Source organism: Pseudomonas fluorescens, assembly GCF_902497785.1.
GTDB lineage: Bacteria > Pseudomonadota > Gammaproteobacteria > Pseudomonadales > Pseudomonadaceae > Aquipseudomonas > Aquipseudomonas fluorescens_BO.
This window is the reverse complement of record NZ_CABVHK010000008.1, coordinates 204026-230585: the sequence shown is the minus strand read 5'-3', so window position 1 is coordinate 230585 and position 26560 is coordinate 204026. Positions and strand designations below refer to the sequence as shown.

Genomic DNA, 26560 nt, shown 5'->3' with positions numbered 1-26560 from the left:
GAGCGGAGACGATTTTTGTGAGAGACGTTATTATGTTACCCGTTCTCGCCTCTTCGAGTGGTCATCGTGTCCCGACTTTTTTCTATTTTTGTCGCATTTGTCGCCAGTTTTCTGCTCATCGGTTCTGCTCAGGCCGAGGTCAAAGTCCTCACTAGCATCAAGCCGCTACAGCTGATCGCTGCTGCGGTGCAGGACGGTGTGGCGATTCCCGAGGTGTTACTGCCGCCAGGTGCTTCGCCGCATAACTATGCATTGCGCCCATCCGACGTACGGAAAGTGCAATCGGTGGATCTGCTGTACTGGATTGGCCCGGACATGGAAGGTTTCCTGCCCCGCGTACTGAATAGTCGTACGCTGCCGAGCGTCTCGGTGCAGGATTTGCCGGGGCTGAAATTGCGGCGTTTCGCTGAGGACAGTCATTCCCATGCCGAAGAGGCGGACGAGCACGACCACGATCACCGTCCGGGCAGCCTGGACGCACATTTGTGGTTGTCACCGGTCAACGCTCGGGTGATCGCGACGAAAATGGCGGCTGATTTGAGTGCTGCCGATCCTGCCAACGCGGCGCGATATCAGAACAACCTCAAGGCGTTCGATGAGCGCCTGAATGCGCTGGACCTGCGCTTGAAAGCACGCTTGGCCGGTATCGCGGGCAAACCGTACTTTGTGTTCCATGAAGCGTTCGACTATTTCGAAGACGCCTACGGCCTCAAGCACACTGGCGTGTTCAGCGTTGCCGCCGAGGTGCAGCCCGGCGCCCAGCACGTCGCGGCGATGCGCACGCGGTTGCAGGAAGTCGGCAAAACCTGTGTGTTCAGTGAGCCGCCGTTGCGCCCGCGCCTGGCGGAGACGCTGGTGGCGGGGTTGCCCGTCAAACTCGCGGAACTGGATGCGCTTGGGGGGTACACGCCGGCGACTGCTCAGGGGTATGAACAGGTACTGGAAAAGTTGGGGAATGAATTGGCGGGGTGTCTGGAATCGCTGTAACCCCCAAAAAAGATCGCAGCCTTCGGCAGCACCTACACCGATCAAGGTAGGAGCTGCCGAAGGCTGCGATCTTTTGACCTTAAAGGGCGAACGGTAGCGGCGTACTAACCTTCTGCCGCTGCGCCAACCGCTGCTGAAACTCCATCGGATCATGAATCAGCACGTCCTGGCCGGCGAATGACTCCGCCGCAATCAACCGCGACAACCAGAACCGCACACACGCCACCCGCAGCATCGTCGGCCACAACTCCGCCTCGGCTGCGGTGAACGGCCGCAACGCCGCATAAGCCCCGAGCATTGCCCGCGCCCGTGGCCCATCAATCACCCCGTCGTCATCCGAACACCAATCGTTCAAGGCGATCGCCACGTCATAGAGCATCGGCCCGGAGCACGCGTTGTAGAAATCGATCAGCCCGGTCAGGTGCGTGCCTTCGAACATCGCGTTATCGCGGAACAGGTCGGCGTGGATGTTGGCGCGCGGCAGTGCCAGAATTTTCGTCTTCTGCTGAGTGATTTCGTCCAGCGCCCGTTGCAGCAAATCGCTCTGCCCGGCATTCAGGTGCGACAACAGCTGTGTGCCCTCCTCCAGCATCCAGTCCAGGCCCCGATCGGTTTTGCGCTTGATCATGTTGGCCTGCGTTGCCAGGTGCAGGTGCCCGAGCAGCTCACCCACTTGAGCGCAATGCTGCGCGTTGGCGACCTTGATGTGCTTGCCCGCCAGACGTGGTTGCAACAGGGCAGGTTTGCCGGCCAGTTCGCGCAACGCGATGCCGTCAGTGGTGCGCAGGGCGTAGGGCACCGGCAGGTTGGCGTCGTGCAGCACATCGAGCAACTCGATGAAGAACGGCATTTCCTGCACCGGGCCACGCTCAACCAGGGTCAGGACAAACTCGCCCTGCTCCAGGCTGATAAAGAAATTGGTGTTTTCGCTACCGGCGGCAATCCCCTGGAAATCAAGCAGGCGGCCGAGCCCGTATGGGGCGAGAAAGGTTTCCAGCTCGGGCCGAGCCAGCGGGGTGAACACAGACATGTTTTAACTGCCAGTACGGGCGCCGCTGCTTGAGCCGGCGCCGATTGAATTAAGAAACTACTTCCACTCAAAAATCTTCCACGACGGAATCAGCATATCCGGCTGGTCCGAGCGGATGAAGTTTGCATCCGTCCCGTCGGCGCGCACCAGAAAATAGGGCGGCGCGCCCTTCGGCGTGACCTTGATCGCGTACAGGAAACCGTTTTGGCGGTATTCCTGAATGACCTTGTCCCCTTCCGTGCGGATCGTGACGTCGGGCTCCGAGGTCGGTGCATCGTCCGCCGCCATGACAGCCAGTGGAACGGTTGCAAACAAGCCAGCCAGCAGCAAGCGATTTAGTGTGCGCATGATAACCTTGTCCCTTTGTCGTCAACGGTCCCGCTATTCTAGCGCCGGACCCGCCGAAAAGGTTGATCCTGCTCATGAGCCAAGCCCCCCTCGTCCTGGTGGACGGTTCTTCTTACCTGTACCGCGCCTTTCACGCCCTGCCGCCGCTGACCACCTCCAAAGGTCTGCCGACCGGCGCCGTCAAAGGCGTGTTGAACATGCTCAAGAGTCTGCGCAAGCAGTACCCGGACAGTCCGTTCGCCGTGGTGTTCGACGCCAAGGGTGGGACGTTTCGCGATGACATGTACGCCGAATACAAAGCCAATCGCCCGAGCATGCCCGACGACATGCGCGTGCAGATCGAGCCATTGCACCAGAGCGTGAAAGCGCTGGGCTTCCCGCTGTTGTGCGTCGATGGCGTCGAGGCCGATGACGTGATCGGCACGCTGGCGCGCAGCAGCGCAGCAGCCGACCGCCCGGTGGTGATCTCCACCGGCGACAAGGACATGGCGCAACTGGTCGACGGCCACATTACCTTGGTCAACACCATGACCGGTAGCGCGCTGGACGTAGAGGGCGTGAAGGAGAAATTCGGTGTCGCTCCCGAGCAGATCATCGATTATCTGGCGCTGATGGGTGATTCTTCCGACAACATTCCGGGCGTACCGGGTATTGGTCCGAAGACGGCCTCTGGCTTGCTGGTGGGTGTAAACGGCGGCCTGACCGAGCTCTATGCGCAGCTCGATATCGTCCCGACCCTGCCGATCCGCGGCGCCAAGACGCTGCCAGCCAAGCTCGAAGAGCACAAAGAGATGGCATTCCTCTCTTATAAGCTGGCGACGATCAAGATCGACGTGCCACTGGACATCGGCCTCGATGACCTGCAAATGGGCACACCGGATCACGACAAGCTCGCCGAGCTCTACACCCTGCTCGAGTTTAAAAGCTGGTTCGACGACAACCAGCGCGACGCCAAGCGTTCCGGTCAGGAAATTGTCGAGGTCGTTCAAGAGCAGCCGGACGCTGTTGAAGCCCAGTACGAAACCATCCTTGACCCAATACGCTTCGAAGCCTGGCTGGACAAACTCGACAAGGCGCCACTGATCGCCTTCGTGACGCAAACCAACGGCACCGACGCTCAGCACGCGCAATTGGTGGGTCTGTCGTTTTCCGTCGCGATTAACGAAGCGGCCTACATTCCGCTGACCCATTCCTACATGGGCGTACCCGAACAGCTGGATCGCGACACCGTTCTGCTGGCATTGAAGCCACTTCTGGAAAACCCGGACAAGCTCAAAGTCGGCCAGCACGCCAAATTCGATACCAACATCCTCGCGAACTGCGCCATCGGCGGCGATCAGAACAACGGGATTGCCGTTCAGGGCATTGCCTACGACACCATGCTCGAATCCTACGTGCTCGACTCGACCGCCACCCGCCACGACATGGACAGCCTGGCGCTGAAATACCTGGGCCAAAGCAAGACTGATATCCAGGAAATTGCCGGCAAGGGCGTCAAGCAGCTGACCTTCGATCAGCTCTCCCTGGAGCTGGCCGGCCCTTATGCTGCGGAAGATGCCGACGTCACTTTCCGCCTGCATCTGGCATTGCAGGAAAAACTCGCGGCGACCCCAAGCCTGGGCAAGGTGCTCAACGACATTGAAATGCCGTTGATGCCCGTACTGGCCCGGATCGAACGCCAGGGTGCGCTGGTGGACGCCAAATTGCTGGGAATCCAGAGCGTGGAGTTGGGTGAGAAACTGGTCGCCCTGGAGCGTGAGGCATTTGCCATTGCTGGCGAGGAATTCAACCTCGGCTCGCCGAAGCAATTGGGCGTGATCCTGTATGAAAAGCTCGGTTTGCCGGTACTCAGCAAAACCGCGAAAGGCCAGGCTTCGACGGCCGAGGCGGTGTTAGCCGAGCTGGCTGAACAAGATTACCCATTGCCCAAGGTACTGATGCAGTACCGCTCGCTGAGCAAACTCAAAAGTACCTACACCGATCGTCTGCCCGAGCAAATCAACACGCGCACCGGGCGCATTCATACGAACTATCAGCAAGCCGTCGCTGCCACCGGACGTTTGTCTTCCATTGATCCGAACCTGCAGAACATTCCGATCCGCACTGCTGAAGGGCGGCGGATTCGGCAGGCGTTCGTTGCGCCAAAAGGCTACAAACTATTGGCAGCGGACTACTCGCAAATCGAATTGCGGATCATGGCCCACCTGGCCAAGGACGAAGGCCTGCTGCACGCCTTCCGCAATGACCTGGACGTGCACAGAGCCACCGCTGCCGAAGTGTTCGGCGTCGAGCTGGAGCAAGTCACCACGGATCAGCGTCGCAGCGCCAAAGCCATCAACTTCGGTTTGATCTACGGCATGAGCGCGTTTGGCCTGGCCAAGCAGATCGGCGTGGATCGCAAACAGTCCCAGGCTTACATCGACCGCTACTTCGCCCGCTACCCTGGCGTGCTGGAATACATGGAGCGCACCCGCGCCCAGGCCGCCGAACAGGGTTTTGTCGAAACCATTTTCGGGCGTCGCTTGTACCTGCCGGAAATCAACGCGAAAAATCCGGCCCTGCGCAAAGGTGCCGAACGCACGGCGATCAACGCGCCGATGCAAGGCACCGCGGCAGACATCATCAAGAAGGCCATGGTGGCTGTGGATAACTGGCTGACGTCCTCGGGCCTGGACGCCAAAGTCATCTTGCAGGTACACGATGAACTGGTGCTTGAGGTGCGGGAGGACCTGATCGACCAGGTTCGCGACGAAATCCGCACGCACATGAGCGACGCGGCAAAGCTGGATGTGCCGCTACTGGTAGAGGTTGGCGTGGGTAACAACTGGGACGAAGCCCACTGATCCCCGCTTTCTGTAGGAGCGAGCTTGCTCGCGATGGTCGTTAACGATAACGCTGAAAGTCTGATACCCGGCGGTGTTCTGTCGTCCATCGCGAGCAAGCTCGCTCCTACAGGGGAGTGGCGCGTTTAGTTCGGTAAATGATCCGGCTTATTTCAAATGGTTTTTGAGGTCCCGGAACTAATCCTGTGAACTGCCACTCAGAGTTACTGAATGGCTGGTGAAGCCGTTCGATGCTCCTAATGTTGTGTTAAGTGTTGGCAGATATCTGGACCCCGCCCTAACGGTCCGGAACTTGAACCCCGGAACTTCCCCCTCCCCATAGAAGTCCGGGGTTTTTTTTGCCTGCGATTTATTGCCCGGCCTGCTCCGCGCCCTTGTCTGCCAATTCCATCCAGTCCGCCAGTACAGTGTAGGCGTCTTCCAGGCCCAAGCGCTTTGGCGCCGAAAACAGCTGGATGGAGATCGCATCGCCCCAGCCTTTACGGATGTCCGACTGCACTTTGAGCAGGACGTTTTTTGCCGCGCCGTAGGTCAGCTTGTCCGCTTTGGTCAGCAGAATGTGCATCGGCATGCCGCTGGCGACCGCCCAGTCGAGCATCAACAGGTCGAAATCGGTCATTGGATGACGGATGTCCATCATCAGAATCAACCCTTTCAAACTCTCGCGACCACCCAGATACGCTTCCAGGTGACGCTGCCAGTGCAGCTTCAGCGGGATAGGCACTTTCGCGTAACCGTAGCCCGGCAGGTCGACCAGACGCCGATCATCGTCTAGCTTGAAGAAGTTCAAGAGTTGCGTGCGACCCGGGGTTTTCGAGGTCCGCGCCAGGCTGGCATGCGTCAGGGTGTTCAACGCGCTGGATTTACCGGCGTTGGAGCGCCCGGCAAAGGCCACTTCAAAGCCTTCATCGTCGGGGCATTGATCGACTTTGGCGGCGCTGAGCATGAAGGTGGACTGTTGGCACAGGCCGAGGATAGGGTTCTTGAGTTGCATGAGATTTCCGATGTGGGCGGCGCCGGGAATGGACGCGGCAAGCGGTGTCGTTTCCGTTTCAGTGACGCCAGTATATAATGCCGCAGATTTTGTGTGCGCTTTGTCCCAGCGTAGGATGAAGTTCACGAGAGCGATTGACCTTGATTGCGCACTAGAACGCAGAATGCTCTCAACCCTGAAAAGGTCGTTTTATGACGAAATGGCTGCTAGCTGCCGGTGTCTTGATGCCGCTTTACAGCGCTCAGGCTACACAGGATCCGGAAGCTGTGTACAACCGTGTTTGTGGCGCCTGTCATTCCGGCCAACTTCCAATGGCGCCCAGAAAGGGCGATCAGGACGCTTGGACGCCGAGGTTGGCGAAAGGTATGGAGACGCTGGTGCAACACGTGACCCAGGGTTTCAAGGCGATGCCGCCGCGTGGTTTGTGCATGGACTGCAGTGCCGAGGATTACCAAGCCATCATCCAGTGGATGAGCGAGTGATCCCGGCCCATAACTCTTTAACCCTTAGCCGTAGTTGGATTAGCTGATGAACAAATTGATCGTGAGTCTGCTGTTGACCGTGGGGATCTCCGGCATAGCCCATGCTGCAGGTGATGCAACAGCTGGTCAGGCGAAAGCCGCAGTATGTGGCGCCTGTCATGGCCCGGATGGCAACAGCATGGCGCCTAACTTTCCGAAACTGGCAGGTCAGGGCGAGCGTTATCTGAACAAGCAGTTGCACGACATCAAGTCCGGCAAACGCACGGTGCTGGAAATGACCGGCCTGCTGACCAACCTGAGCGATCAGGACCTGGCTGATATCTCCGCCTATTTCGCCAGCCAGAAAGGCAGCGTCGGCGCCGCCGACCCTAAAGTCGTGGCTCGCGGTGAGGCTCTGTTCCGTGGTGGCGACCTGGCCAAGGGCCTCCCAGCCTGCACCGGCTGCCACGCACCCAATGGCGCAGGCAACGCAGCGGCCGGTTTCCCGCACCTGGGCGGCCAGCACGCTCAATACATCGCCAAGCAACTGACCGACTTCCGCAAGGAAGAAGGCGGCCGCGCCAACGATGGCGACACCAAAACCATGCAGACCATTGCCAAACGCCTGAGCGACGAAGACATCGCCGCAGTCTCCAGCTACATTCAGGGCCTGCACTAAGACCGGCGGATCGGGCACCGTGCAGGACGTACATCTCCTGCAACGTTAACGCTCTATTAATCCGTCGCAGCAAGTATAAAAAGGGTGGCTCAGGCCGCCCTTTTTTGTGGCCGCTGCCGTTACACTACAGAACTCACGCCCGCCATGACTTGTCTGAAAACAGGTCGCGCGAGGCGACCAAAATTGTCCAGGAGTAAAGCATGCGTAATCTGATCATCAGCGCCGCACTCGTCGCTGCCAGCCTGTTCGGCATGACTGCCCAAGCCGCAGAAGCACCCGCCGCCCCTTATGTCGAACTGAGCAATCCGGTTCCGGTCGCTGTGCCTGGCAAGATCGAAGTGGTGGAGCTGTTCTGGTATGGCTGCCCGCATTGCTACGCGTTCGAACCAGTGATCAATCCTTGGGCCGAGAAGCTGCCTTCCGACGTGAACTTCGTGCGTATTCCTGCGATGTTCGGCGGTCCATGGGACGCACACGGCCAAATGTTCCTGACCCTGGAAGCCATGGGCGTCGAGAACAAGGTTCACGCAGCGGTCTTCAATGCGATTCAGAAAGAACACAAGAAGCTCGTCGACAAAAATGAAATGGCCGACTTCCTGGCGACTCAAGGCGTAGACAAGGACAAGTTCCTGGCGACTTTTGATTCCTTCGCCATCAAGGGCCAGATCAACAAGGCTCGCGAGCTGGCCAAGAAGTATGAAATCTCCGGCGTTCCAACCATGGTCGTCAACGGCAAGTATCGCTTTGACGTGGGCTCTGCCGGTGGTGCCGAACAAGCGCTGAAACTGGCCGACAAACTGGTCGACCAAGAGCGAGCGGCTACCAAGGCTGCCGCCAACTAAGCCCGGGGCCTGCCATGCGCCGCTGGGGAACTGAACGTGTTGTTGGCCTGCATGATCCACGGGTCAACGAGCATCATCTGGAATCGACGGGCTTGCCGGCAGACAGTCGTCTGCGCTTGCTCAGTTTCAATATCCAGGTCGGCATCAGTACCGAGCGGTATAGGCATTACCTGACCCGGGGCTGGCAGCATCTGTTGCCGCATACCGGGCGTGCCGGCAACCTGCAAAAGATCGGCGATCTGCTGGGTGACTTCGATCTGGTCGCCCTGCAGGAAGCCGATGGCGGCAGCATGCGATCCGGCTACGTCAATCAGGTCGAACACCTGGCGCAACTCGGCGCCTTCCCCTACTGGTATCAACAACTCAATCGCAACCTCGGTCGCCTCGGCCAGCACAGCAATGGCGTGCTCAGCCGCCTGCGCCCGTGGGCGATTGAAGATCATCCACTGCCGGGGCCCAAGGGTCGCGGGGCCATCCTGGTGCGTTTCGGTGAAGGTCCGGAAGCGCTGGTGGTGGTGATGATGCACCTGGCGCTTGGGGCTCGTACCCGCAGCATGCAACTGGCTTACATCCGCGAGTTGATCGGCGGTTACAAGCATCAGGTGTTGATGGGCGACATGAACACCCACGCCAGTGACTTGTTGCAAAACTCGCCGTTGCGCGACCTTGGCCTGTTGGCGCCGCAACTCGAAGCGACCTTTCCGAGCTGGCGTCCCCAACGCTGCCTGGACCATATTCTGCTGAGCCCGACCTTGACCCTGGAAAAGGTCGAAGTGCTGGCCCAACCCATTTCCGATCACTTGCCGGTCGCGGTAGAGATTCGTCTGCCGGGTTCGCTCACGGCCGATGCATTCCCCGCGCTGAGTCCTGCCCCCTCGCGGACCCCATGAATGAGCGAAGAAGCACAGCGCTGGAAAGAGAAGTACCTTAAAAGCATCGAACAACAGGAAAAGCTCGAACGTCGCTGGGACGCCCGACTCGACCTGCTGCGCCGAGGCTTGGTGCGCAGCACACTGGCGGCCGAGGGCACCGACCGCGCGGTTGACCAATGCATGAAAGAAATGCGCGAAGTCATCCGCACCAACGACATGGACGCCGGTCTGGCCGCCCTGCTTCCGCGCCTGGAAAAAGCCGTACTCGACTCCGAGCAACGCCGTGAAACCCGGGTCAATCAGACCAGTGCCGCACTGACTTCACTGGTCGCGCAGCTGCAAACCTTGCCGCTGCCCCGGGAAGTGAGCCGACCGCTGAAAACCTTCGCCAAACAGCTGGACGGACGCGTCGATCAGGCGCGTGAGATTCCCCTGCTGCTCAGCGAATTGAGCAGCTTGCAAGGCAAAGCCCTGAGTCAGCTGGAGAACCCGGCAGAACCGGGTCGGCCGGGTTTGTTGCAGCGATTGTTTGGCGGTCGTGACGCGGAAGATGCGACGCCGCAGGTAGTCACCCCGCAAGTCCCGGTGACTGCCCCGCTGCCGGTCGATGCGGTCGCGCCGTCACCTGCCGACACTCCACAAGCCCCTGTCGAAGCAGCACCAGCGCTGGAAGCGCCGAACGTTGCGGTGCCGGTCGCTGCAACGGTCGAATCCGAACCATTAGTGATCGAGCCACCCACCGCCACCCTGCTCTCACCCACAGAAGCCGTGGCATGTATCCCGCCAGTGCTCGACGCTCCTCAAACGCCGCCCCAAACGGATATCGAACCGTCCGCACCCGCCGTCGCTAACCTGGCTGCTCAGACTCAATCGGCCATCAACCCCGACGAGCTGGCGCCGAGTGTTTTTTCCGACAGCCTGCCACTGCCCTCGGCCATGGCCCAGACGCTGGCTGCCATCGATCCTGAACAACCCGAACACGATATTCTTTACGCCCTGCCGGACTCGCCTGAGCCGTCCTACAGCTCTGTCGCCAAACACATTGAAGCAACGTTGCTGGGCCTGCTCGACGATCTGTCGTTACCCGAGCGTCACCGCCCGCAGGCGGAAGCGATGCGTGATCGCCTGCAAAATGGTTTGAATTGGTACGAGTTACTGCCGATCCTCGACGATCTGGCAACCTTGATGCTGGCAATCAACAACAGCGGCCAGCACGAGTTTGAAGCCTACTTGCAGCAGCTCAACGAACGACTCGAGTCATTCCAGAGCAACTTGCAGGCTGCCAGCGACGGGCATGCGGACAATCGCTCTGCCGCACGGGAGATGGACACGCAGATCCGTGAGCAGGTCGATGGTTTGCAGAGCAGCATGCAGGAGGCCGCAGACCTGGACGATCTCAAACACGTCCTGGAAAACCACCTCGAAGGTTTGCTCGGCACCATGGATCAGCACCAGAAGCAACGCGACGAGCGCGAGCAGGAAGTGGCGGCCCGTCTGCAGGGCCTGGCTGAACGGGTTGCGCACATGGAACAGGAAGCGCTGGGCTATCGCGAGCATCTAGAAGAGCAGCGCCAGAAAGCCCTGATCGACCCGCTGACCAGCCTGCCAAACCGGGCCGCGTGGAGTGAACGCCTCGACCATGAAATCAGTCAATGGCAGCAGCACGGCAACACGCTTCTGCTGGCCATGCTCGACCTCGATCACTTCAAACGCATCAATGACAACTACGGGCACCTCGCCGGCGACAAAGTACTGAAAATCATCGCCGGCGTGCTGCGCAAGCGCTTGCGGGGGACGGATTTCATCGCCCGATTTGGCGGTGAGGAGTTTGTGCTGTTGATGCCGGGAACAGTGCCAGCCGTCGGCGCAAAACTGCTGGAACACCTTCGCGCGGCAATCGAAGCCTGCCCGTTTCACTTTAAAGGCGAGCCGGTGACCATCACCGTATCAATGGGGATGACCACCTTCAGACCCGGAGAACACAGCGATCTTGTGCTTAAAAGAGCCGATCAGGCGCTGTACCGCGCCAAACACGCTGGCCGTAACCGGGTAGAAACGGGTTAACGCGAATTGTGCCATTTTGTTTAAAACGCCGCGTTGGCCGTCGTCGTGCAGAGCAGTACGTTACACTGTTGCATTACTGTCCTGCGCGTACTGTCCTCTGCCATGAAATATTTCGTTCTCATCGTCTCTCTGATTCTATTGGCCGGTTGTGCCAGCGGCCCCCGGTTCGACACCAGTAACCCCTCGGTGAATTACGACAGCCGCATTCAGTTCGTAGTGGTGCATTACACCTCCGCTTCCCTGGAACGTTCGCTGCAATTGTTGACCCGCGGCGAAGTCAGTAGTCACTACCTGATCGGCGATGACAACAACGCCACGATCTACAAGCTGATGGATGAAAGTCAGCGCGCATGGCACGCCGGGGAAAGTGAATGGCAGGGCCGGACCTGGCTTAATTCCAGCTCCATCGGCATCGAAATCGTCAATCCTGGTTTCAAGGACGCTCCAAACGGCGGGCGTCTCTGGTATCCCTACAGCGAAGCTCAGGTGCAGTCGCTGATTGTCTTGCTCAAGGACATCAGCAAGCGTTACGCGATCAATCCCCGCAGCATCATCGGTCATAGCGACATCGCTCCTCTGCGCAAGCTGGACCCGGGGCCGTTGTTCCCCTGGAAACGCCTGGCGGCAGAAGGCCTGGGGGTCTGGCCGAACGAGCAGGCCGTGGCACGCCAACAGGCACAATTCGAAGCTCAACTGCCCGGCATCAGCTGGTTTCAGGGGCAGTTGGCCCGTCTCGGTTATGCCACGCCTCAAACTGGCGAGCTGGATGTTGCAACCCGGCACGTGATTGGGGCCTTTCAAATGCATTTTCGACCGAGCCGCTTCGACGGCCTGCCAGATGCGCAAACCGCAGCACTTCTACAGGTGCTGAATCAGACAAAATAATGACGGCCGCCCGACGGTGCAGGCATTTTTCCAATCAGCAGCTATAACTCATTGGTAATTCTTCGGATATTCCAATATGCCTGCTGCTCAAGAGACGCTTCGTAGCTGGTTCTATCGCCCCTGGTTTTTGGCGACGCTGGCTGCTGCCTTGAGCGCTACATTGTTGATGGCGGCCGGGCTGTTTTTCGCCATACATCAAGTCGAGCAAAAAGAAAGCCAGGAGATGAACGCCCAGGGTGAGCGCTTTCTTGCGCGCCTGGAGCAGTTGTTCGGGCAGCTGCGTGAAGGCCTCGATGATCTGGAGGCCCAACCGCTGCGCACCTGCAATAGCGAAATGATCGCCACCTTGCAGCAGGTCACCTTCAATTACCGCTTCGTTTACGAAGCCGCGTACATGGATGCCTCAAGAATCTGCTCCAACCGTCCGCGCCAGGAAGGTTTGTCGCTGGCACGACCACCGGACATTAAAGACCCCACCTACAGTTACTGGTTGAACACCACCACCGAACCTGATGAAAATCGCGCTGCGCTCATGCTGGGCCGCGGCAATTTCCGTGTCGCGACCTCGCGCGGGCATTTGACCGACATGGTCGACCTGTCGCCGGGCAGCAGCCTTTTGGTGATCCTCGACCGCGGTACCCGCACGATTCCGGTGCTGGGCTCCGCGCAAGCCTGGCCGCCGAACGAGCCTTGGTCACCCAATAGCAGCGACGCCTTGCAAGTCACCCAGACTCGCCTGATTTATCGCATGCCCACCAAAAGCCCTGAGTACCAATTGGTGCTGATCACTCCGCGTACCGGCATGAATGTGCCCGCCGGCTGGTGGTGGCTGGTGCCGGGCAGCCTGGCGCTGGGATTATTGGTCGGCTTCATGGTGTTCCTGCTGGTGCGCCAGCGACAGTCGCTGGACGCCGAACTGGCCGGCGCGATACGGCGCGGGGAATTGCAGGTGTTGTATCAACCGATCTTTGATCTCGACAGTCGCAACTGTGTCGGGGCCGAAGCGTTACTGCGCTGGCGCAGACCGGACGGCACGCTGACCAGCCCCGACCTGTTCATTCCGATGGCGGAAAACACCGGCCAGATCCGCCAGATGACCGACTTTGTCCTGCAACGCCTGCTCGAGCAGCTCGGGCAATTGTTGCGGGCCAATCCGCAACTGTACATCTCGGTCAACCTGGCCGCCTGCGACGTCATGGTGCCGCGCATCGGCCAAGTGATGGCGCGCCTCCTGTTATTGCATCGCGTGGCGGCGAAGCAAATCGCCTTTGAAGTGACCGAACGCGGCCTGGTCGATGTGGTGGTGGCGCGGGAAAATCTGCAAGCCCTGCGCGATGTCGGGCATCAGGTGTTGATCGATGACTTCGGCACTGGCTATTGCAGCCTGGCCTACCTGCAAACGCTGCCGGTGGACTGCCTGAAAATCGACAAGGCGTTTATCGATGCGCTCGGGCATGACGCCGCCAGCAGTGGTGTGGCACCGCACATCATTCACATGGCCCAGGCCCTGCAGCTCAAAGTGATTGCCGAGGGCATCGAGTACGAGGCCCAAGCGGCATTTTTGAGCAGTGAGGGGGTCAAGTTCGGACAGGGATGGTTGTTCGCCCACGCGCTGAGCGCGGTGCAGTTCATCGAACTGATTACCCGAGGCCGGCGACTGGCGGCCCGGCGTATGGACGACGAAGCGTAATTAAACGGCCAGCGCCATGTAGAACTGCGTGCCCTGCCCCGGCCGCGAATAAACGCCCATTCGGCCGCCGTGCAATTGCACGATTTCCTTGCAAAGCGCCAAGCCAAGCCCTGCACCGCCCTTCTTGCGACCGACCTGTACAAAAGGTTCGAAGATTCTTCCCTGCTGGCCGTAGGCAATGCCTTCGCCGTTGTCCTCAACACTAATAATCACCCGCTCGCCATGCCGTCGCGCCTGCAAGCGAATCTGCCCATCGGCACCGGTATGGCGCAGCGCGTTGTCGATCAGGTTATCAAGCACCCGTTCCAGTTGCGGCTGATCCGCCTGCAACCACGGTAACGGCCCCTGCACTTCCACCAGCAGGTCGATACCCTGTTCTTGTGCCCTATCGACAAAGCGCAGACGCGCCTGCTCCAGCAGCTCCTCGATGGAACATGGCGCCAGCGTGAGTTTCTGCAAGCCGTTCTGATAGCGTGAGAAATTCAACAAGTCGTTGATCAGCTGCATCAGACGCTGCATTTCTTCATTCACGGTGTCGAGCAGGTCGGCCTCTCGCGAATCTTCGGCGAAATGCGCGCGCTCACGGAACAGCCCGAACGCCATGTGCATGCCGGTCACCGGCGTACGCAGCTCATGCGAGGCGCGCAACACGAATTCACTGCGCACCCGCTCGAACGCCCGTTGCTCGGTCACGTCATGCAGCACCATCACCGCGCCGAGGATATGACCTTGGGTATGACTGACCGGCGTCAGGCTATAAGTCAGCAGCCGGGATTCGCCATCGACCTCGATACTCAGGTCTTCGGGCGCGCGCTCCAGCGTGCCTCCGCGCAATACCAGCTGCAGCTGTTGATCCAGTTCAGGACGTTCGAGCGCAGAACCCAAGCCTTGGCCGAGACGATCCGAGTCCCAACCCAACTGGCGCTGCGCCACCGGATTGAGATGTTCGAGATGGCCATCGCGGTCGATCATCAACAGACCGTCGTCAATGCTGTCGAGCACCGCCTGCAAGCGCTGCTGACCGGCGAGCAATTCATCGATGTTGGTGGCCTGATGCTGACGCAGCGCCTCAGCCATGATTCCGAAGCGCTTGGTCAGTTGATTCATTTCCGCCGCCGAGGAAATCGGCAGGGTCACCTCGAAGTTGCCTTGGCCAATATCGTCAGCTGCCTGGGCCAGCGCTTCAATCGGCGCGCCGAAACGCCGTGCAATGGCATGAGCCGTCACGAAGCCGATAATCAGCACCGCCAATCCCACCAGGCCGAGCAGCCCGGCAATCAGCAGGGCCCGGTCCCGGGCCTGGCGTTGCGTTTCATTGATATTTTCCAGCGCGTGCTTGTGCTGGGTGATCAACCCATTGCGCAGCACGTTGAATTTTGCCGTGAGGTCATCATTACCACTCAGCACATGGGACGGATCGCTCGACAAGTCCAGGGTCTGGAGGAAGCTGATGTAATCGTTTTTGGCTTGCAGGAATCCATATTTAGGACCCTCGCTGCCACGATCATGGGCGATGCCTTCCTCCAGCAGTTGGAAATAATGCTGCCTGGACGCTTCGAAAGCCGCCGGGTCGGGCTTGTCGCCCATCATCAGAATCAACTGGTCGCCCAAGGACTGGCGCAATTTGAGCCCCAGGTCCAGCGTGACGAAGTTATTGCGAACCAGCGCTTCCTGAGTGCTGGCCATCTGCATCACGCTGACCAGCCCGAGTAGCAGGCCCAATAGCGCGACGGTGATCAGTGCGGAAATACTCAAAAAAAGCCGAGTTCGCAACTTCATCGCTAGTTTCATCGGGCAGTACTCACAGGTTGTACTGCTTGCGCTTGCGGTACAGCGTCGAAGCGTCGATACCCAATGTTTTGGCGGCCTGATCCAGGGTGTCGGCGGTGGCCAGCACGGCGCCGATGTGGGCCTTTTCCAACTCGTCCAGACTCAGCGCGGCGCCGATGCGTGGTGCATTGTTGACCGGGGTTTCGGCCATGCCCAAATGGCTGATCTCCACCCGCTCCTGCGGGCAAATGATGCTCGCCCGCTCCACCACGTTGCGCAGCTCGCGAATGTTCCCCGGCCAGCGGTAGCTGAGCAGAGCTTCACGTGCCTCATCGCTGAAGCCCCGCGCCGGACGCGCATACTCCTTGACGAACCGTGCCAGGAATCGATCAGCCAGGTTGAGAATATCTTCCCGACGCTCGCGCAATGGCGGCAGGTGCAAAGTGATGACGTTCAGGCGGTACAGCAAGTCTTCGCGGAAACGGCCGTCGCGCACCATGTCCTCAAGATTGAGGTTGGTGGCCGCGAGAATGCGCACATCGGCGCGACGGGTGACGGGATCGCCGACCCGCTCGTATTCCTTGTCCTGGATAAAACGCAACAACTTTGGTTGCAACGTCAGGGGAAAATCGCCGATCTCGTCGAGAAACAGCGTACCGCCGTCCGCCTGATTGACTCGCCCGAGGGTGCTTTCGCTGGCGCCGGTAAACGCACCACGGCTGTGGCCGAAGAGTTCGCTTTCCATCAACTCGGCGGTCAAGGATGGGCAGTTGATGGTGACGCAGGATTTCTTTGCGCGCTTGCTCCAGCCGTGAATGGCCTGGGACAGCTCGCCCTTACCGGTGCCGGACTCACCGAGAATCAGGATGTTGGCATCGGTGCTGGCCACTTGGCGGGCAGTTTCGAGCACGACTTTCATGGCCGGGCTGTGCGAATCCAGACCGTCCTTGGGTTTGCGAATCTCCCCTTCCAGCGCTTCCAGGCGCGCCGACAGTTGACGCACTTCCAATTGCTTGGCGGTGGCGAGACGCAACTGATCCGGACTGCAGGGTTTGACCAGATAATCTGCAGCGCCCGCCTGAATCGCATCCACCGCAGTATCTACGGCCGAGTGAGCGGTCACGATCACCACGCGCATCCATGGCGCCTGGATGCGCATTTGCGCCAACACATCCAGACCGTTGTCTTCGCCGAGGCGCAAATCGAGGAAGCACAAGTCAAACACCTGGCGTTGCAGCAACGCATCAGCTTGGGTCGCGCTATTGGCAGTGGCGACGCTGTAACCCTCATCTTCGAGGCAATAACGGAACGTTCGCAGGATGGCAGACTCGTCGTCCACCAGCAGAATGCGGCCTTGATGCTCGGTGGCAGATTCCATTTTCCTACGCTCCTTAAAGAATGATCTTGGTTAGTCCCGGAAAAATCGGGCAAGTTGCATGGTTGATTCTGGTCGATTCCGCCGCATTCAGAGTAGCAATCTGTTCACCCTACGGCTAATCACCTGATTTTGTTGTTTTTTTATCGGATCGCCGGTGTCCAGGCACTGGTCTGACTTCTTTTGTGACATCCGCGCCCTCCTCGCAATTCAAAAATTCTGAAAGTTCCTACAAATTTATCGTGCATTACGCACGACTCCAATGGGGTCATCGTGCAGGATGCGTCCCACAGGATTTTCCTAAACCACATAACACATTGATTTTATTGATTATTTTTGACTTAAAAAAGCTGGCATGCAGGCTGCAATACAAGTCTTAACCAGGGCATTCAATCCATCGCCCACAACAAGATCTCCACACTGTGGGAGGAGCTTCAGGATGAGTCGCCAACGTGCCGCCCAATTGCGTATCTCGCCCCTGCATATCCAGCAAGGCCTGTTTGCTGTTCTGGCGCTTTTGATCACCTTGATCGGCGGTCAACAGTTTCAGCGCTGGGAGCAGGGCCAGCAGCAAGAAGCGCCACGCGTGCCGATTCAGCACCCGACCCAGACCCATTTCAGCGCCGTCAGCAGCAGCTTCGTTGACAGCGCGCCCATGCGAATGATGGACGTCGACCAGGCGCAACCTGCCGATGAGCTGCCTCGTCAGGAACGCTGGGTGTTCTGAATACACCAACTTGGCGCAGCAATAGAGGCGCCGGGATAAGCACCACAAGCATCACCTACTAAATAGAAGCGTAAGGAGAATCACCATGTTGAGCTGGGCAATCACATTCTTGATCATTGCCATCATTGCTGCAGTACTGGGCTTCGGTGGTATCGCGGGCACCGCCACGGGTATCGCCAAGATTCTCTTTGTCGTGTTCCTGGTGATGTTTGTTGTTTCGTTCTTCTTTGGCCGTCGCGGTCGAGGTTAACGATGAGCGTTTCCCTGAAAACGTTGGCAGCCGCCCTGCTTCTGGGCGGCAGTGCCATCGCGATGGCGGCCAACGATGGCCAGGCGCGGGTCAGTGAGTTGTTGAGCGCGGACCCGCAGTTTCACGACACTTGGCAAGGCGTAGTGAAGAAGGAAGAACGTCTGCCGGAATGGGTGATGAACCTGTCTGGCGATGCCGAGCAAATGAATGCTGTGGAAGAAGATGGCGACAAGTATCTGGTGGGGCCGCTCTGCGAATCGCAGAACACCTGCCTCAATAAGCGCTTGATCGTTGCCGTCAGCTTCGACAAAAAAGACGCCTACGCCATGCTGGTCGAAGTCCCGGCGGGATTACCGGCCGACAAGTCGCCCACGCGACATGCGGACTACCGGTTTCTCGGCAAGCCCGATCAGGGCATGCAGGACCTGTTGATGGAACAACTGAAGAAAGATCCGAACTGGTACTGAATTTGTCACACGAAAGAAGCAGCATTGCTTCTCTCCAGTGCGCTACCTGAGGAAGGTAGTCGCATGACCAAGGGGTCGGGACGTTCTGCCTGTTTCAGGGGCGGAGTGACCTACGGGTACAGGGAGTACCTGCGCAAGGGCCGGGTCAGGTAAAAGCTGCGACGCGAGTTCGCCGATCCTCATGGATCGACGGACTTGCGAAGAGCTTATGCAAGCCAGACATTCAACATCTGCGAGCCACTCGGTTTCGCTGTTACATCCCTCAATCTCGTGATCGCCTGCGAAAAATCCTTCAATCGGGGTTGGCTGGGTGACCGTACATCGAGAAAAAACTGCCTGATTTTGCGGAGATTTTTTCCCTTTCGTTGTCGGATTTTTCCGAAATCCTCCGCCCGCAAAACTGATCAGAAAATACTCACCCCTCCCGGAAATGGCCGGTTCGCGGCATGTTCGCCTGCCGAAATGTCATCTCGCAACCGTTTGCGACGTCGCTTACGGTAAAAAAACCTCATGCCGATTCGGCATAGGGTAGGCGTTTACGGCATTAGACGTCGCTTCCTTGCATCGGAATAGTTGCGCCTTTTTTCGCCTGCCAGAGAGCCATAAGTACTCGCTCCGGGGCACCTTATACGGGGGCAGATGCCTACAACTTTTTCGCCACAAGCGTTCCTGTTTCCGCATCTGCCTGAGTCAAACGCAAGTAAGGGTAAAGATATGAAGAAGGCAAAGCTCAGCCTCGCCTGGCAGATCCTCATCGGTCTGGTATTGGGGATTGCAATCGGTGCGCTGCTCAACCATTTCAGTGCCGAGAAGGCCTGGTGGATCAGCAACGTCCTGCAACCGGCAGGCGATATCTTTATCCGTCTGATCAAGATGATTGTGATCCCGATCGTGATCTCGTCGCTGATCGTCGGTATTGCCGGCGTCGGCGACGCGAAGAAACTCGGCAGCATTGGCCTCAAGACCATCCTTTACTTCGAGGTCGTCACCACGATCGCCATCGTCGTCGGTCTGGTGTTGGCGAACGTGTTCCATCCGGGCGCCGGCATCGACATGAGCACCCTGGGCACCGTGGATATTTCCAAGTACCAGGCGACCGCCGCCGAAGTCCAGCATGAACACGCGTTCATCGAAACCATCCTTAACCTGATCCCGTCGAACATCTTCGCGGCCATTGCTCGCGGCGAAATGCTGCCGATCATCTTCTTCTCGGTGTTGTTCGGTCTCGGCCTGTCGAGCCTCAAGCCCGAGTTGCGCGACCCGCTGGTGACGATGTTCCAGGGCGTTTCGGAAAGCATGTTCAAGGTCACTCACATGATCATGAACTACGCCCCGATCGGCGTATTCGCACTGATCGCGGTGACCGTAGCCAACTTCGGTTTCGCGTCGTTGCTGCCGCTGGCCAAACTGGTGATCCTGGTTTACGTCGCCATCGCCTTCTTCGCCTTCGTGGTACTGGGCCTGATTGCTCGCCTGTTCGGCTTCTCGGTGATCAAGCTGATGCGCATCTTCAAGGATGAGCTGGTCCTGGCTTACTCCACCGCTTCCTCCGAAACCGTATTGCCGCGGGTGATCGAGAAGATGGAAGCCTACGGCGCGCCGAAAGCCATTTGCAGCTTCGTGGTGCCCACCGGCTACTCGTTCAACCTCGACGGTTCGACCCTGTACCAGAGCATCGCGGCCATCTTCATTGCCCAGCTCTACGGCATCGACCTGTCGATCAGCCAGCAATTGCTGCTGGTGCTGACCCTGATGGTCACCTCCAAAGGCATCGCCGGCGTACCGGGCGTGTCGTTCGTGGTACTGCTGGCGACTTTGGGCAGCGTGGGCATTCCGCTGGAAGGCCTGGCGTTCATCGCCGGTGTCGACCGCGTGATGGACATGGCACGTACCGCCTTGAACGTGATCGGCAATGCTCTGGCCGTACTGGTCATCTCCCGCTGGGAAGGCATGTACGACGATGCCAAGGGCCAGCGCTACTGGAACTCCCTGCCGCACTGGCGCAGCAAGGAAAAATTGCCGGTGGGTGAAGTCTCCAGCAACTAATGCAAAACCCTGTGGGAGCGAGCTTGCTCGCGATGACTGAATAACAGTCAACAGTGATGTCGACTGACACCGCTATCGCGAGCAAGCTCGCTCCCACAGGTACACAAACAAACCCCGGAGAAATCCGGGGTTTGTCGTTTCTGCCTGTCCCGCTATCATTCGCCGCATTCTTCGGGGGATTTAACTGATGCTCAATGGCCTGTGGCTTGGCTTCTTCATTGTCGCAGCCGTGTCGGCGCTGGCGCAGTGGCTGATCGGTGGCAACGCCGGGATCTTCGCGGCGATGGTGGAAAGCATTTTTGCCATGGCCAAGCTGTCGGTCGAGGTGATGGTGCTGCTGTTTGGCACCCTCACCCTGTGGCTGGGGTTTTTGCGCATCGCCGAGAAAGCCGGGATCGTCGAATGGCTGGCCAGGGCACTGGGCCCGTTGTTCCTGCGCCTGATGCCGGAAGTGCCGGCCGGCCACCCGGCCATCGGCCTGATCACCCTGAACTTCGCCGCCAATGGCCTGGGCCTGGACAACGCCGCCACGCCGATCGGCCTGAAAGCCATGAAGGCGCTGCAAGAGCTCAACCCCAGCGCGACCATCGCCAGCAATGCGCAGATTCTGTTCCTGGTGCTTAACGCCTCCTCCCTGACCCTGCTGCCAGTGACGATCTTCATGTACCGCGCCCAGCAAGGCGCGCCTGACCCGACGCTGGTGTTCCTGCCGATCCTGCTCGCCACCAGTTGTTCGACACTGGTGGGGCTGTTGTCCGTGGCGTTCATGCAGCGTCTGCGCCTGTGGGACCCGGTGGTGCTCGCCTACCTGATTCCCGGTGCCCTCGCCCTCGGTGGCTTCATGGCGCTGCTGGCGACGCTGTCAGCCACCGCGCTGGCCGGCTTGTCATCGATCCTCGGCAACCTGACCCTGTTCGGTTTGATCATGCTGTTTCTGGTGGTCGGCGCGCTGCGCAAGGTGAAGGTTTACGAAGCGTTCGTCGAAGGCGCGAAAGAAGGCTTCGACGTGGCCAAGAATCTGCTGCCGTATCTGGTGGCGATGCTCTGTGCGGTGGGCGTGCTGCGTGCGTCCGGGGCGCTGGATTTTGGCCTCGACGGGATTCGTCATCTGGTGGAATGGGCCGGTTGGGACACGCGCTTCGTCGATGCGCTGCCGACGGCGATGGTCAAACCGTTCTCCGGCAGCGCGGCACGGGCGATGCTGATCGAAACCATGAAAACGTCCGGGGTGGACAGTTTCCCGGCGTTGGTGGCGGCGACGGTGCAGGGCAGCACGGAAACAACGTTTTATGTGCTGGCGGTGTATTTCGGCGCGGTAGGGATTCAGCGGGCAAGGCACGCGGTGGGGTGTGCACTGCTGGCGGAGCTGGCCGGTGTGCTCGGCGCCATTGGCGTTTGCTACTGGTTCTTTGGTTAACGACAACCCCCTTGTAGGAGCGAGCTTGCTCGCGAAAAACGTCAGAACGCCTCGGGGTGTCAGGTATCCCGCGTCATCGTTGACGACCATCGCGAGCAAGCTCGCTCCTACAGGGGTGGCGGCGGTTTCAAGGCCTCAGTGGCGGCGCGACTTTCTGGCCTTGCTCCACCGCCCAACTCACCACCTGCGCCGTCAACTGATCACTGGCCTGGCCAAACCCGCTCACCACCGCCGGCACCTTCACATCGCTCAACGGCTGGCGCACTTCGAAGCGGCGGCTGGCGAGGATGCGCTGGTCATAACCGCGCACCAGCAACGCATCAAGACGCACCACCACGCTGGCCGCCGTGCCTTGGTATTCGGTCTGGAACGCTTGCAGATTGCCGCCCAATTCCAGGTCCGCCTGGAAGTTACTGTCATCGGTGCTCAACAACGCCACCCGACCGTCACGCTGGAAACCATCGAGCAGACGATTGCGCAGCAGGACCGGCGCCGGGTCGCTCCAACGTGAAGCCGTATAACTGCTGATCAGATCGCCTTGCGGGATCACGGCGATTTTAGGACTGTTCAGCGCCTCGCTGGCCTGCGGCTTGGTCAGGCGCAGCGACCAGCGCTGCGGTATGCCGTGGTTGCCCGCAACGCTGCTCTGGGCCGAGGGCAGGCGATAAACATCCGACGGCTCGGACTTGGGCAGGATCGAGCAGGCGCTGACTAAAGCGAAACCAGCGAGGAGGGCAGCGTGGCCGAGCTTCATGGCGTGAACTCCTTGTTCTTGTCATTGCCCAGCAAGTAACCGCTGGGGTTGGCTTCCAGGCGTTGAGAAATCGCACGCAACGACGTCAACGTGTCGCGTAACTCTCGCACCGCCGGGGCCAGGCCATTGAGGCCTTGCATGCCGCTGTTGAGCGAATCCTGATTGCTGGTGAGCAGTTTGTTGATGGTCGCGCTGCTTTGTTCCAGTGATTTCATCGCTTGCTCGGCGCTGCCGAACATGTGCTTGCCCTGATCGTTGAGCAAACCATTGGCGTTGCGCATCAGTGCCGATGTCTGTTCGAGCATGACCCCGGCCTGCTTGCCGACCGACGCCAGTTGCTGCATCGCCTGACGAATATCGCCGCGCTGGTCGGCGATGGTGCCGGTGGTTTGCTCCAGGTGCTCAAGGGTTTTGCTGATGCGCTCGACGTTCTCCGAGGAGAACATCTGGTTGGCGTTGTGCATCAGCGTGTTCACACCGGCCATCAGGTCGCCGCTGTCATTGAGCAAGCGAGCGATAGGCGAGGGCGACGCGATGATCACCGGCAGATTACCGTCCTTGCCCTTGAGGGTCGGACTTTGCGGCGTACCGCCGCTGAGCTGAATGATCGAGGTGCCGGTAATCCCGGTCAGCGCCAATATGGCCCGGGTGTCTTCCTTGATCGGCGTATCGCCGCCCAGGCGAATCCGCGCCAGCACCCGGCGCGGGTCTTTCGGGTCGAGGCGCAACGTCACCACGTCGCCGACCTTGATCCCGCTGTACTGCACGGCGCTGCCCTTGGACAAACCACTGACGGCCTCGTTAAAGACGATTTCGTAATCCTTGAACTCGGTGTCGACGCTGGACTTGGCCAGCCACAGACCGAAGAGCAGGGCACCTGCCACCACAATCACAGTGAACAGGCCGATCAATACATGATGGGCTCGGGTTTCCATGTCAGACCTCATTCAACTGTTGAGCGGCCGTCAGCGCCGCGCGGCCGCGTGGGCCGTGGAAGTATTCGTGAATCCACGCATCGTCGGTTTCCGAGACGACATCAATGGCATCCGCCACCAGCACTTTCTTCTGCGCCAGCACCGCCACCCGGTCGGTGATGGTGTAGAGCGTGTCGAGATCGTGGGTGACCAGAAACACGCTCAAACCCAACGCGTCGCGCAGGGTCAGGATCAACTGATCGAAGGCCGCCGCGCCGATCGGATCGAGGCCGGCGGTCGGTTCGTCGAGAAACAGGATGTCGGGGTCAAGCGCCAACGCCCGGGCCAGTGCCGCGCGCTTGATCATGCCACCGGACAGCGAAGCGGGGTACTTGTCTGCCGCCGACAGCGGCAAACCGGCCAACGCCAGTTTGACCGCCGCCAGGTGTTCGGCGTCGTTGCGGCTCAGGCCCGCATGTTCGATCAGGGGCAGGGCGACGTTTTCGGTCACGGTCAGTGAAGAGAACAGGGCGCCTTTCTGAAACAGCACACCGAAACGCCGCTCGACCATCGAGCGTTCGTGCTCGGACAGGGTCGGCAGGTTCTTGCCGAAGACCTTGACCACGCCTTCGCTGGGCTGGCGCAAGCCGACAATGCTGCGCAGCAACACCGACTTGCCGCTGCCGGAACCGCCGACCACCGCAAGGATTTCGCCCTTGTACAAATCCAGGTCGAGGTTCTCGTGCACGCTCTGGCTGCCGAAACGATTGCACAGCCCGCGAACTTCAATCACCGCCTCGGAGGGCGCTCGGGGTAGACGACTCACCAGCCCATCTCCATGAAAAACAGCGCGGCCACGGCGTCGAGCACAATGACCACGAAAATTGACTGCACCACACTCGACGTGGTGTGCGCGCCGACCGATTCGGCGCTGCCGCTGACCTTGAAGCCTTCAAGGCAACCGATGGCAGCGATGAGGAAGGCGAAGATTGGCGCTTTGACCATCCCCACCAGAAAGTGCTGAACGCCGATGTCGGTTTGCAGCAACGACAGAAACATCGCCGGCGAGATACCCAGCGACACCGCGCAAACGACGCCGCCGCCAATAATCCCCGAGAGCATCGCCAGAAACGTCAGCATCGGCAGCGCCACCAACAGCGCCAGGACGCGCGGGACCACCAGCAACTCCATCGGGTCGAGGCCTAACGTGCGAATGGCGTCGATTTCTTCGTTGGCCTTCATCGAGCCGATCTGCGCGGTAAATGCACTGGCGGTGCGCCCGGCCATCAGGATCGCGGTGAGCAACACGCCGAATTCGCGCAGAAAGGAAAACGCCACCAGGTCCACGGTGAAAATACTCGCGCCGAAACTCGCCAACACCGTCGCCCCGAGAAAAGCCACCACGGCGCCCACCAGAAAGGTCAGCAAGGCAACGATGGGCGCGGCGTCGAGGCCGGTCTGCTCGATGTGCGCGACCATGGGCGTGATGCGCCAGCGTTTCGGGCGGAACAGCCCACGGGCGATGGTTTCCAGGATCAGGCCGACGAAGCCCAGCAGTTGCAGGGTGTCCTGCCAGACCGCATCCACCGCACGGCCGATACGGGTCAGCAATTGAATGCCGACGCTGATTTCCGGTTCCCTGATCGGCACGCAGAAGTCAGTCATCGACTGATAAACCGTTTGCAACAACGCACGATCAGCGACGGACAACGTGCAATCGGGATGTTCGGCGGATTTGCCAAGGCGCTCAGAGCCAAGCAGCTCCACCAGCAGCGATGCGCCGGCGGTATCGAGCGCGCCGAGGCTATTGAGGTCGATGTGGGTGCTGTCGTCGTATTCGCCGCGCAGCTTTTCGCTCAGGTCCTTGAGGTCGGCGTAATGGGCAAGCGTCCAGTCACCCGTCACCCGTAACTGAGCGGGGGAGTGTGAGGCGTCTAGGCTGGCGTTGCCGGGCGTTGTGCTGCTGGTCATAAGCTCCGTGCTTGTTCGGCTGTTGCGCAGAGCTACGTAATAGCACGAACCTCATTACTTTTCTTTGGTCGGTGTGCTGTCTGTGATCTTGAAGCGCAATACGCCGATCAGTTGGCCGTCTTCGGTCAGCACCCGAACCTGCCAGTTACCCGCCGGATTGCCGGGGAAGTTCTGCTTGTGGGTCCAGGCGCGATAGCCTTCCTTGCGCCCACCGTGGATGTCCAGCGCGATGCGGTCAACCTCTTTGCCGTTGAATTGCCACACGTGGTAAATCCGCTCGTCCAGACCGCGCGGGGCGTTGATCGCGGTGTAGGCGTACAGCCCGTCACCGCGAATCTGTTCGGCGCTGACCTCGTCCAGACTCTTGCCGGGCGTGCGGTCCTGCAGCTGGGTGCTGATCGCCACGTCGGTCATCCACAACGTTGCCGGCGGCACCCACGAGCGCAGCACCCAACCGACGCCGCCAATGCCCACCGTGATGCTCAGAATAGCCAGCGCGTTACGCAAGGTGCGAATCGGAAAGATCGAGGCCAGGCTCGGGAACGACAGGACAACGGAGATGCCCAGCGCCCATTTGAAACTCTGGGAGGTGGTCAAGTGCAGGATCACGGGCAGGGCGGTCAGTAGCGCCGCGAACAGCGTCAGCGTGTGCAATGCCAGAAACGCCCAGCGCCGCGGTGCCAGCCATTTGTAGTAGAGCGGGTCGATGATGGAAATCAACGCAGAGATGGCCAGCAGCCCGGTGAAAAACAACTGGCCGCTGTTCCAGGTGGTGGTGATGAAAAAGAACGGCAGGACGAAAAACAGGCTTTCCTGATGGATCATCTGCGTGGCGTAACGCAGTAACGGTTGGGGGATTTCCCGTTTGAAGATCCGGGTGAACAGTTTGGTCAGGCTGTTTTCCAGCATCAACCAGATCCAGCTGAGGACCATGATGATGGTGATCCAGGTCGCCAGGCCTTGCTGACGATCCACCAGCATGAAACTGCCGACACCGGAGATGAAACCGCCGAGCGCGATGACCCCTGGGTAGCGCTTCATCAGCTCAAGGATGCGCTGTACGAATAAGGTCAGAGTAGGCATTCGGCGGTTCACAATAGTCGTGGGAAAAATCCTCGACAGGTTACCGCCGAGGAGGGCGGTGTGGCGAGGGTGCCGCTCGTATTGGTCCTGT

At 59.5% G+C, this 26560-nt stretch carries 24 protein-coding genes; 14 read left to right on the top strand and 10 right to left on the bottom strand.

What is annotated here, in order from left to right; all coding sequences use genetic code 11:
• Positions 1-66: 66 nt before the first annotated feature.
• A complete protein-coding gene (gene znuA, locus F8N62_RS14355) occupies positions 67-987 on the top strand; it encodes a zinc ABC transporter substrate-binding protein ZnuA (protein WP_150711530.1) in 921 nt (306 codons plus the stop codon).
• A 79-nt stretch (positions 988-1066) separates the two neighbouring features.
• Here the strand turns inward: znuA and F8N62_RS14350 are convergent, their stop codons facing one another.
• Positions 1067-2017: a homoserine kinase gene (locus F8N62_RS14350; RefSeq protein WP_150711529.1), complete on the bottom strand. Its 951-nt coding sequence runs from the start codon at positions 2015-2017 to the stop codon at positions 1067-1069.
• A 57-nt stretch (positions 2018-2074) separates the two neighbouring features.
• On the bottom strand, positions 2075-2365 hold the full coding sequence (locus tag F8N62_RS14345; protein ID WP_150711528.1) for a DUF2782 domain-containing protein: 291 nt from the start codon (positions 2363-2365) through the stop codon (positions 2075-2077).
• A 74-nt stretch (positions 2366-2439) separates the two neighbouring features.
• Here F8N62_RS14345 and polA point away from each other — a divergent pair, with 74 nt between their 5' ends.
• Positions 2440-5208, top strand: coding sequence for a DNA polymerase I (gene polA / locus F8N62_RS14340; protein ID WP_150711527.1), 2769 nt, complete (start codon positions 2440-2442; stop codon positions 5206-5208).
• Between the two features lie 349 nt (positions 5209-5557).
• Here polA and yihA read toward each other — a convergent pair whose 3' ends face one another.
• Positions 5558-6202: a ribosome biogenesis GTP-binding protein YihA/YsxC gene (gene yihA / locus F8N62_RS14335; RefSeq protein WP_150711526.1), complete on the bottom strand. Its 645-nt coding sequence runs from the start codon at positions 6200-6202 to the stop codon at positions 5558-5560.
• Between the two features lie 191 nt (positions 6203-6393).
• On the opposite strand from yihA, the gene F8N62_RS14330 reads away from it, so the two are divergent.
• The 7 genes from F8N62_RS14330 to F8N62_RS14300 all read left to right on the top strand — a co-directional run bounded on the left by F8N62_RS14330 (position 6394) and on the right by F8N62_RS14300 (position 13695).
• Positions 6394-6684: a c-type cytochrome gene (locus F8N62_RS14330; RefSeq protein ID WP_150711525.1), complete on the top strand. Its 291-nt coding sequence runs from the start codon at positions 6394-6396 to the stop codon at positions 6682-6684.
• A 46-nt stretch (positions 6685-6730) separates the two neighbouring features.
• The gene (locus F8N62_RS14325) at positions 6731-7342 is read left to right on the top strand and encodes a c-type cytochrome (RefSeq protein ID WP_150711524.1); all 612 of its coding nucleotides are present in this window, start codon (positions 6731-6733) and stop codon (positions 7340-7342) included.
• Positions 7343-7542: 200 nt separating this feature from the next.
• On the top strand, positions 7543-8184 hold the full coding sequence (gene dsbA, locus F8N62_RS14320) for a thiol:disulfide interchange protein DsbA (RefSeq protein WP_150711523.1): 642 nt from the start codon (positions 7543-7545) through the stop codon (positions 8182-8184).
• Between the two features lie 14 nt (positions 8185-8198).
• On the top strand, positions 8199-9074 hold the full coding sequence (locus F8N62_RS14315) for an endonuclease/exonuclease/phosphatase family protein (RefSeq protein ID WP_150711522.1): 876 nt from the start codon (positions 8199-8201) through the stop codon (positions 9072-9074).
• Positions 9075-11120, top strand: coding sequence for a GGDEF domain-containing protein (locus F8N62_RS14310; protein WP_150711521.1), 2046 nt, complete (start codon positions 9075-9077; stop codon positions 11118-11120).
• Between the two features lie 102 nt (positions 11121-11222).
• Complete coding sequence (locus tag F8N62_RS14305) at positions 11223-12005, top strand: N-acetylmuramoyl-L-alanine amidase (RefSeq protein ID WP_150711520.1); 783 nt, start codon at positions 11223-11225, stop codon at positions 12003-12005.
• Positions 12006-12081: 76 nt separating this feature from the next.
• A complete protein-coding gene (locus F8N62_RS14300) occupies positions 12082-13695 on the top strand; it encodes an EAL domain-containing protein (protein WP_150711519.1) in 1614 nt (537 codons plus the stop codon).
• Here the strand turns inward: F8N62_RS14300 and F8N62_RS14295 are convergent, their stop codons facing one another.
• Both F8N62_RS14295 and algB read right to left on the bottom strand, forming a co-directional pair.
• Positions 13696-15486 (bottom strand): KinB sensor domain-containing domain, encoded by a 1791-nt coding sequence (locus tag F8N62_RS14295; RefSeq protein ID WP_150711518.1) that lies wholly within the window; start codon positions 15484-15486, stop codon positions 13696-13698.
• Positions 15487-15496: 10 nt separating this feature from the next.
• Complete coding sequence (algB, locus tag F8N62_RS14290) at positions 15497-16843, bottom strand: sigma-54-dependent response regulator transcription factor AlgB (protein WP_150711517.1); 1347 nt, start codon at positions 16841-16843, stop codon at positions 15497-15499.
• A 436-nt stretch (positions 16844-17279) separates the two neighbouring features.
• Between algB and F8N62_RS14285 the strand changes: the two genes are divergently transcribed.
• The 5 genes from F8N62_RS14285 (at position 17280) to F8N62_RS14265 (ending at position 21747) form a co-directional block, all read left to right on the top strand.
• A complete protein-coding gene (locus F8N62_RS14285; RefSeq protein ID WP_150711516.1) occupies positions 17280-17567 on the top strand; it encodes a hypothetical protein in 288 nt (95 codons plus the stop codon).
• Positions 17568-17652: 85 nt separating this feature from the next.
• Entirely contained in the window at positions 17653-17817 is a 165-nt protein-coding gene (locus F8N62_RS14280) for a DUF1328 domain-containing protein (protein ID WP_003380232.1), read from the top strand.
• A gap of 2 nt (positions 17818-17819) precedes the next feature.
• Positions 17820-18284, top strand: coding sequence for an inhibitor of vertebrate lysozyme family protein (locus F8N62_RS14275; RefSeq protein WP_150711515.1), 465 nt, complete (start codon positions 17820-17822; stop codon positions 18282-18284).
• Between the two features lie 714 nt (positions 18285-18998).
• Entirely contained in the window at positions 18999-20330 is a 1332-nt protein-coding gene (gene gltP / locus F8N62_RS14270) for a glutamate/aspartate:proton symporter GltP (protein ID WP_150711514.1), read from the top strand.
• 187 nt (positions 20331-20517) lie between these two features.
• Entirely contained in the window at positions 20518-21747 is a 1230-nt protein-coding gene (locus tag F8N62_RS14265; RefSeq protein ID WP_150711513.1) for a nucleoside recognition domain-containing protein, read from the top strand.
• A gap of 127 nt (positions 21748-21874) precedes the next feature.
• Here F8N62_RS14265 and F8N62_RS14255 read toward each other — a convergent pair whose 3' ends face one another.
• The 5 genes from F8N62_RS14255 to F8N62_RS14235 are packed head-to-tail and all read right to left on the bottom strand — an operon-like array spanning position 21875 to position 26469.
• Positions 21875-22501: an ABC-type transport auxiliary lipoprotein family protein gene (locus F8N62_RS14255; protein WP_150711512.1), complete on the bottom strand. Its 627-nt coding sequence runs from the start codon at positions 22499-22501 to the stop codon at positions 21875-21877.
• The gene (locus F8N62_RS14250) at positions 22498-23436 is read right to left on the bottom strand and encodes an MlaD family protein (protein WP_150711511.1); all 939 of its coding nucleotides are present in this window, start codon (positions 23434-23436) and stop codon (positions 22498-22500) included. The genes F8N62_RS14255 and F8N62_RS14250 overlap by 4 nt, the downstream gene beginning before the upstream one ends.
• Position 23437: 1 nt before the next feature.
• Positions 23438-24241, bottom strand: coding sequence for an ABC transporter ATP-binding protein (locus F8N62_RS14245; RefSeq protein ID WP_150711510.1), 804 nt, complete (start codon positions 24239-24241; stop codon positions 23438-23440).
• On the bottom strand, positions 24238-25386 hold the full coding sequence (locus F8N62_RS14240; protein WP_150711509.1) for an ABC transporter permease: 1149 nt from the start codon (positions 25384-25386) through the stop codon (positions 24238-24240). Before F8N62_RS14240 ends, F8N62_RS14245 begins: the two co-directional genes overlap by 4 nt.
• A gap of 54 nt (positions 25387-25440) precedes the next feature.
• The gene (locus F8N62_RS14235; protein WP_150711508.1) at positions 25441-26469 is read right to left on the bottom strand and encodes a DUF5924 family protein; all 1029 of its coding nucleotides are present in this window, start codon (positions 26467-26469) and stop codon (positions 25441-25443) included.
• Positions 26470-26560: the final 91 nt, after the last annotated feature.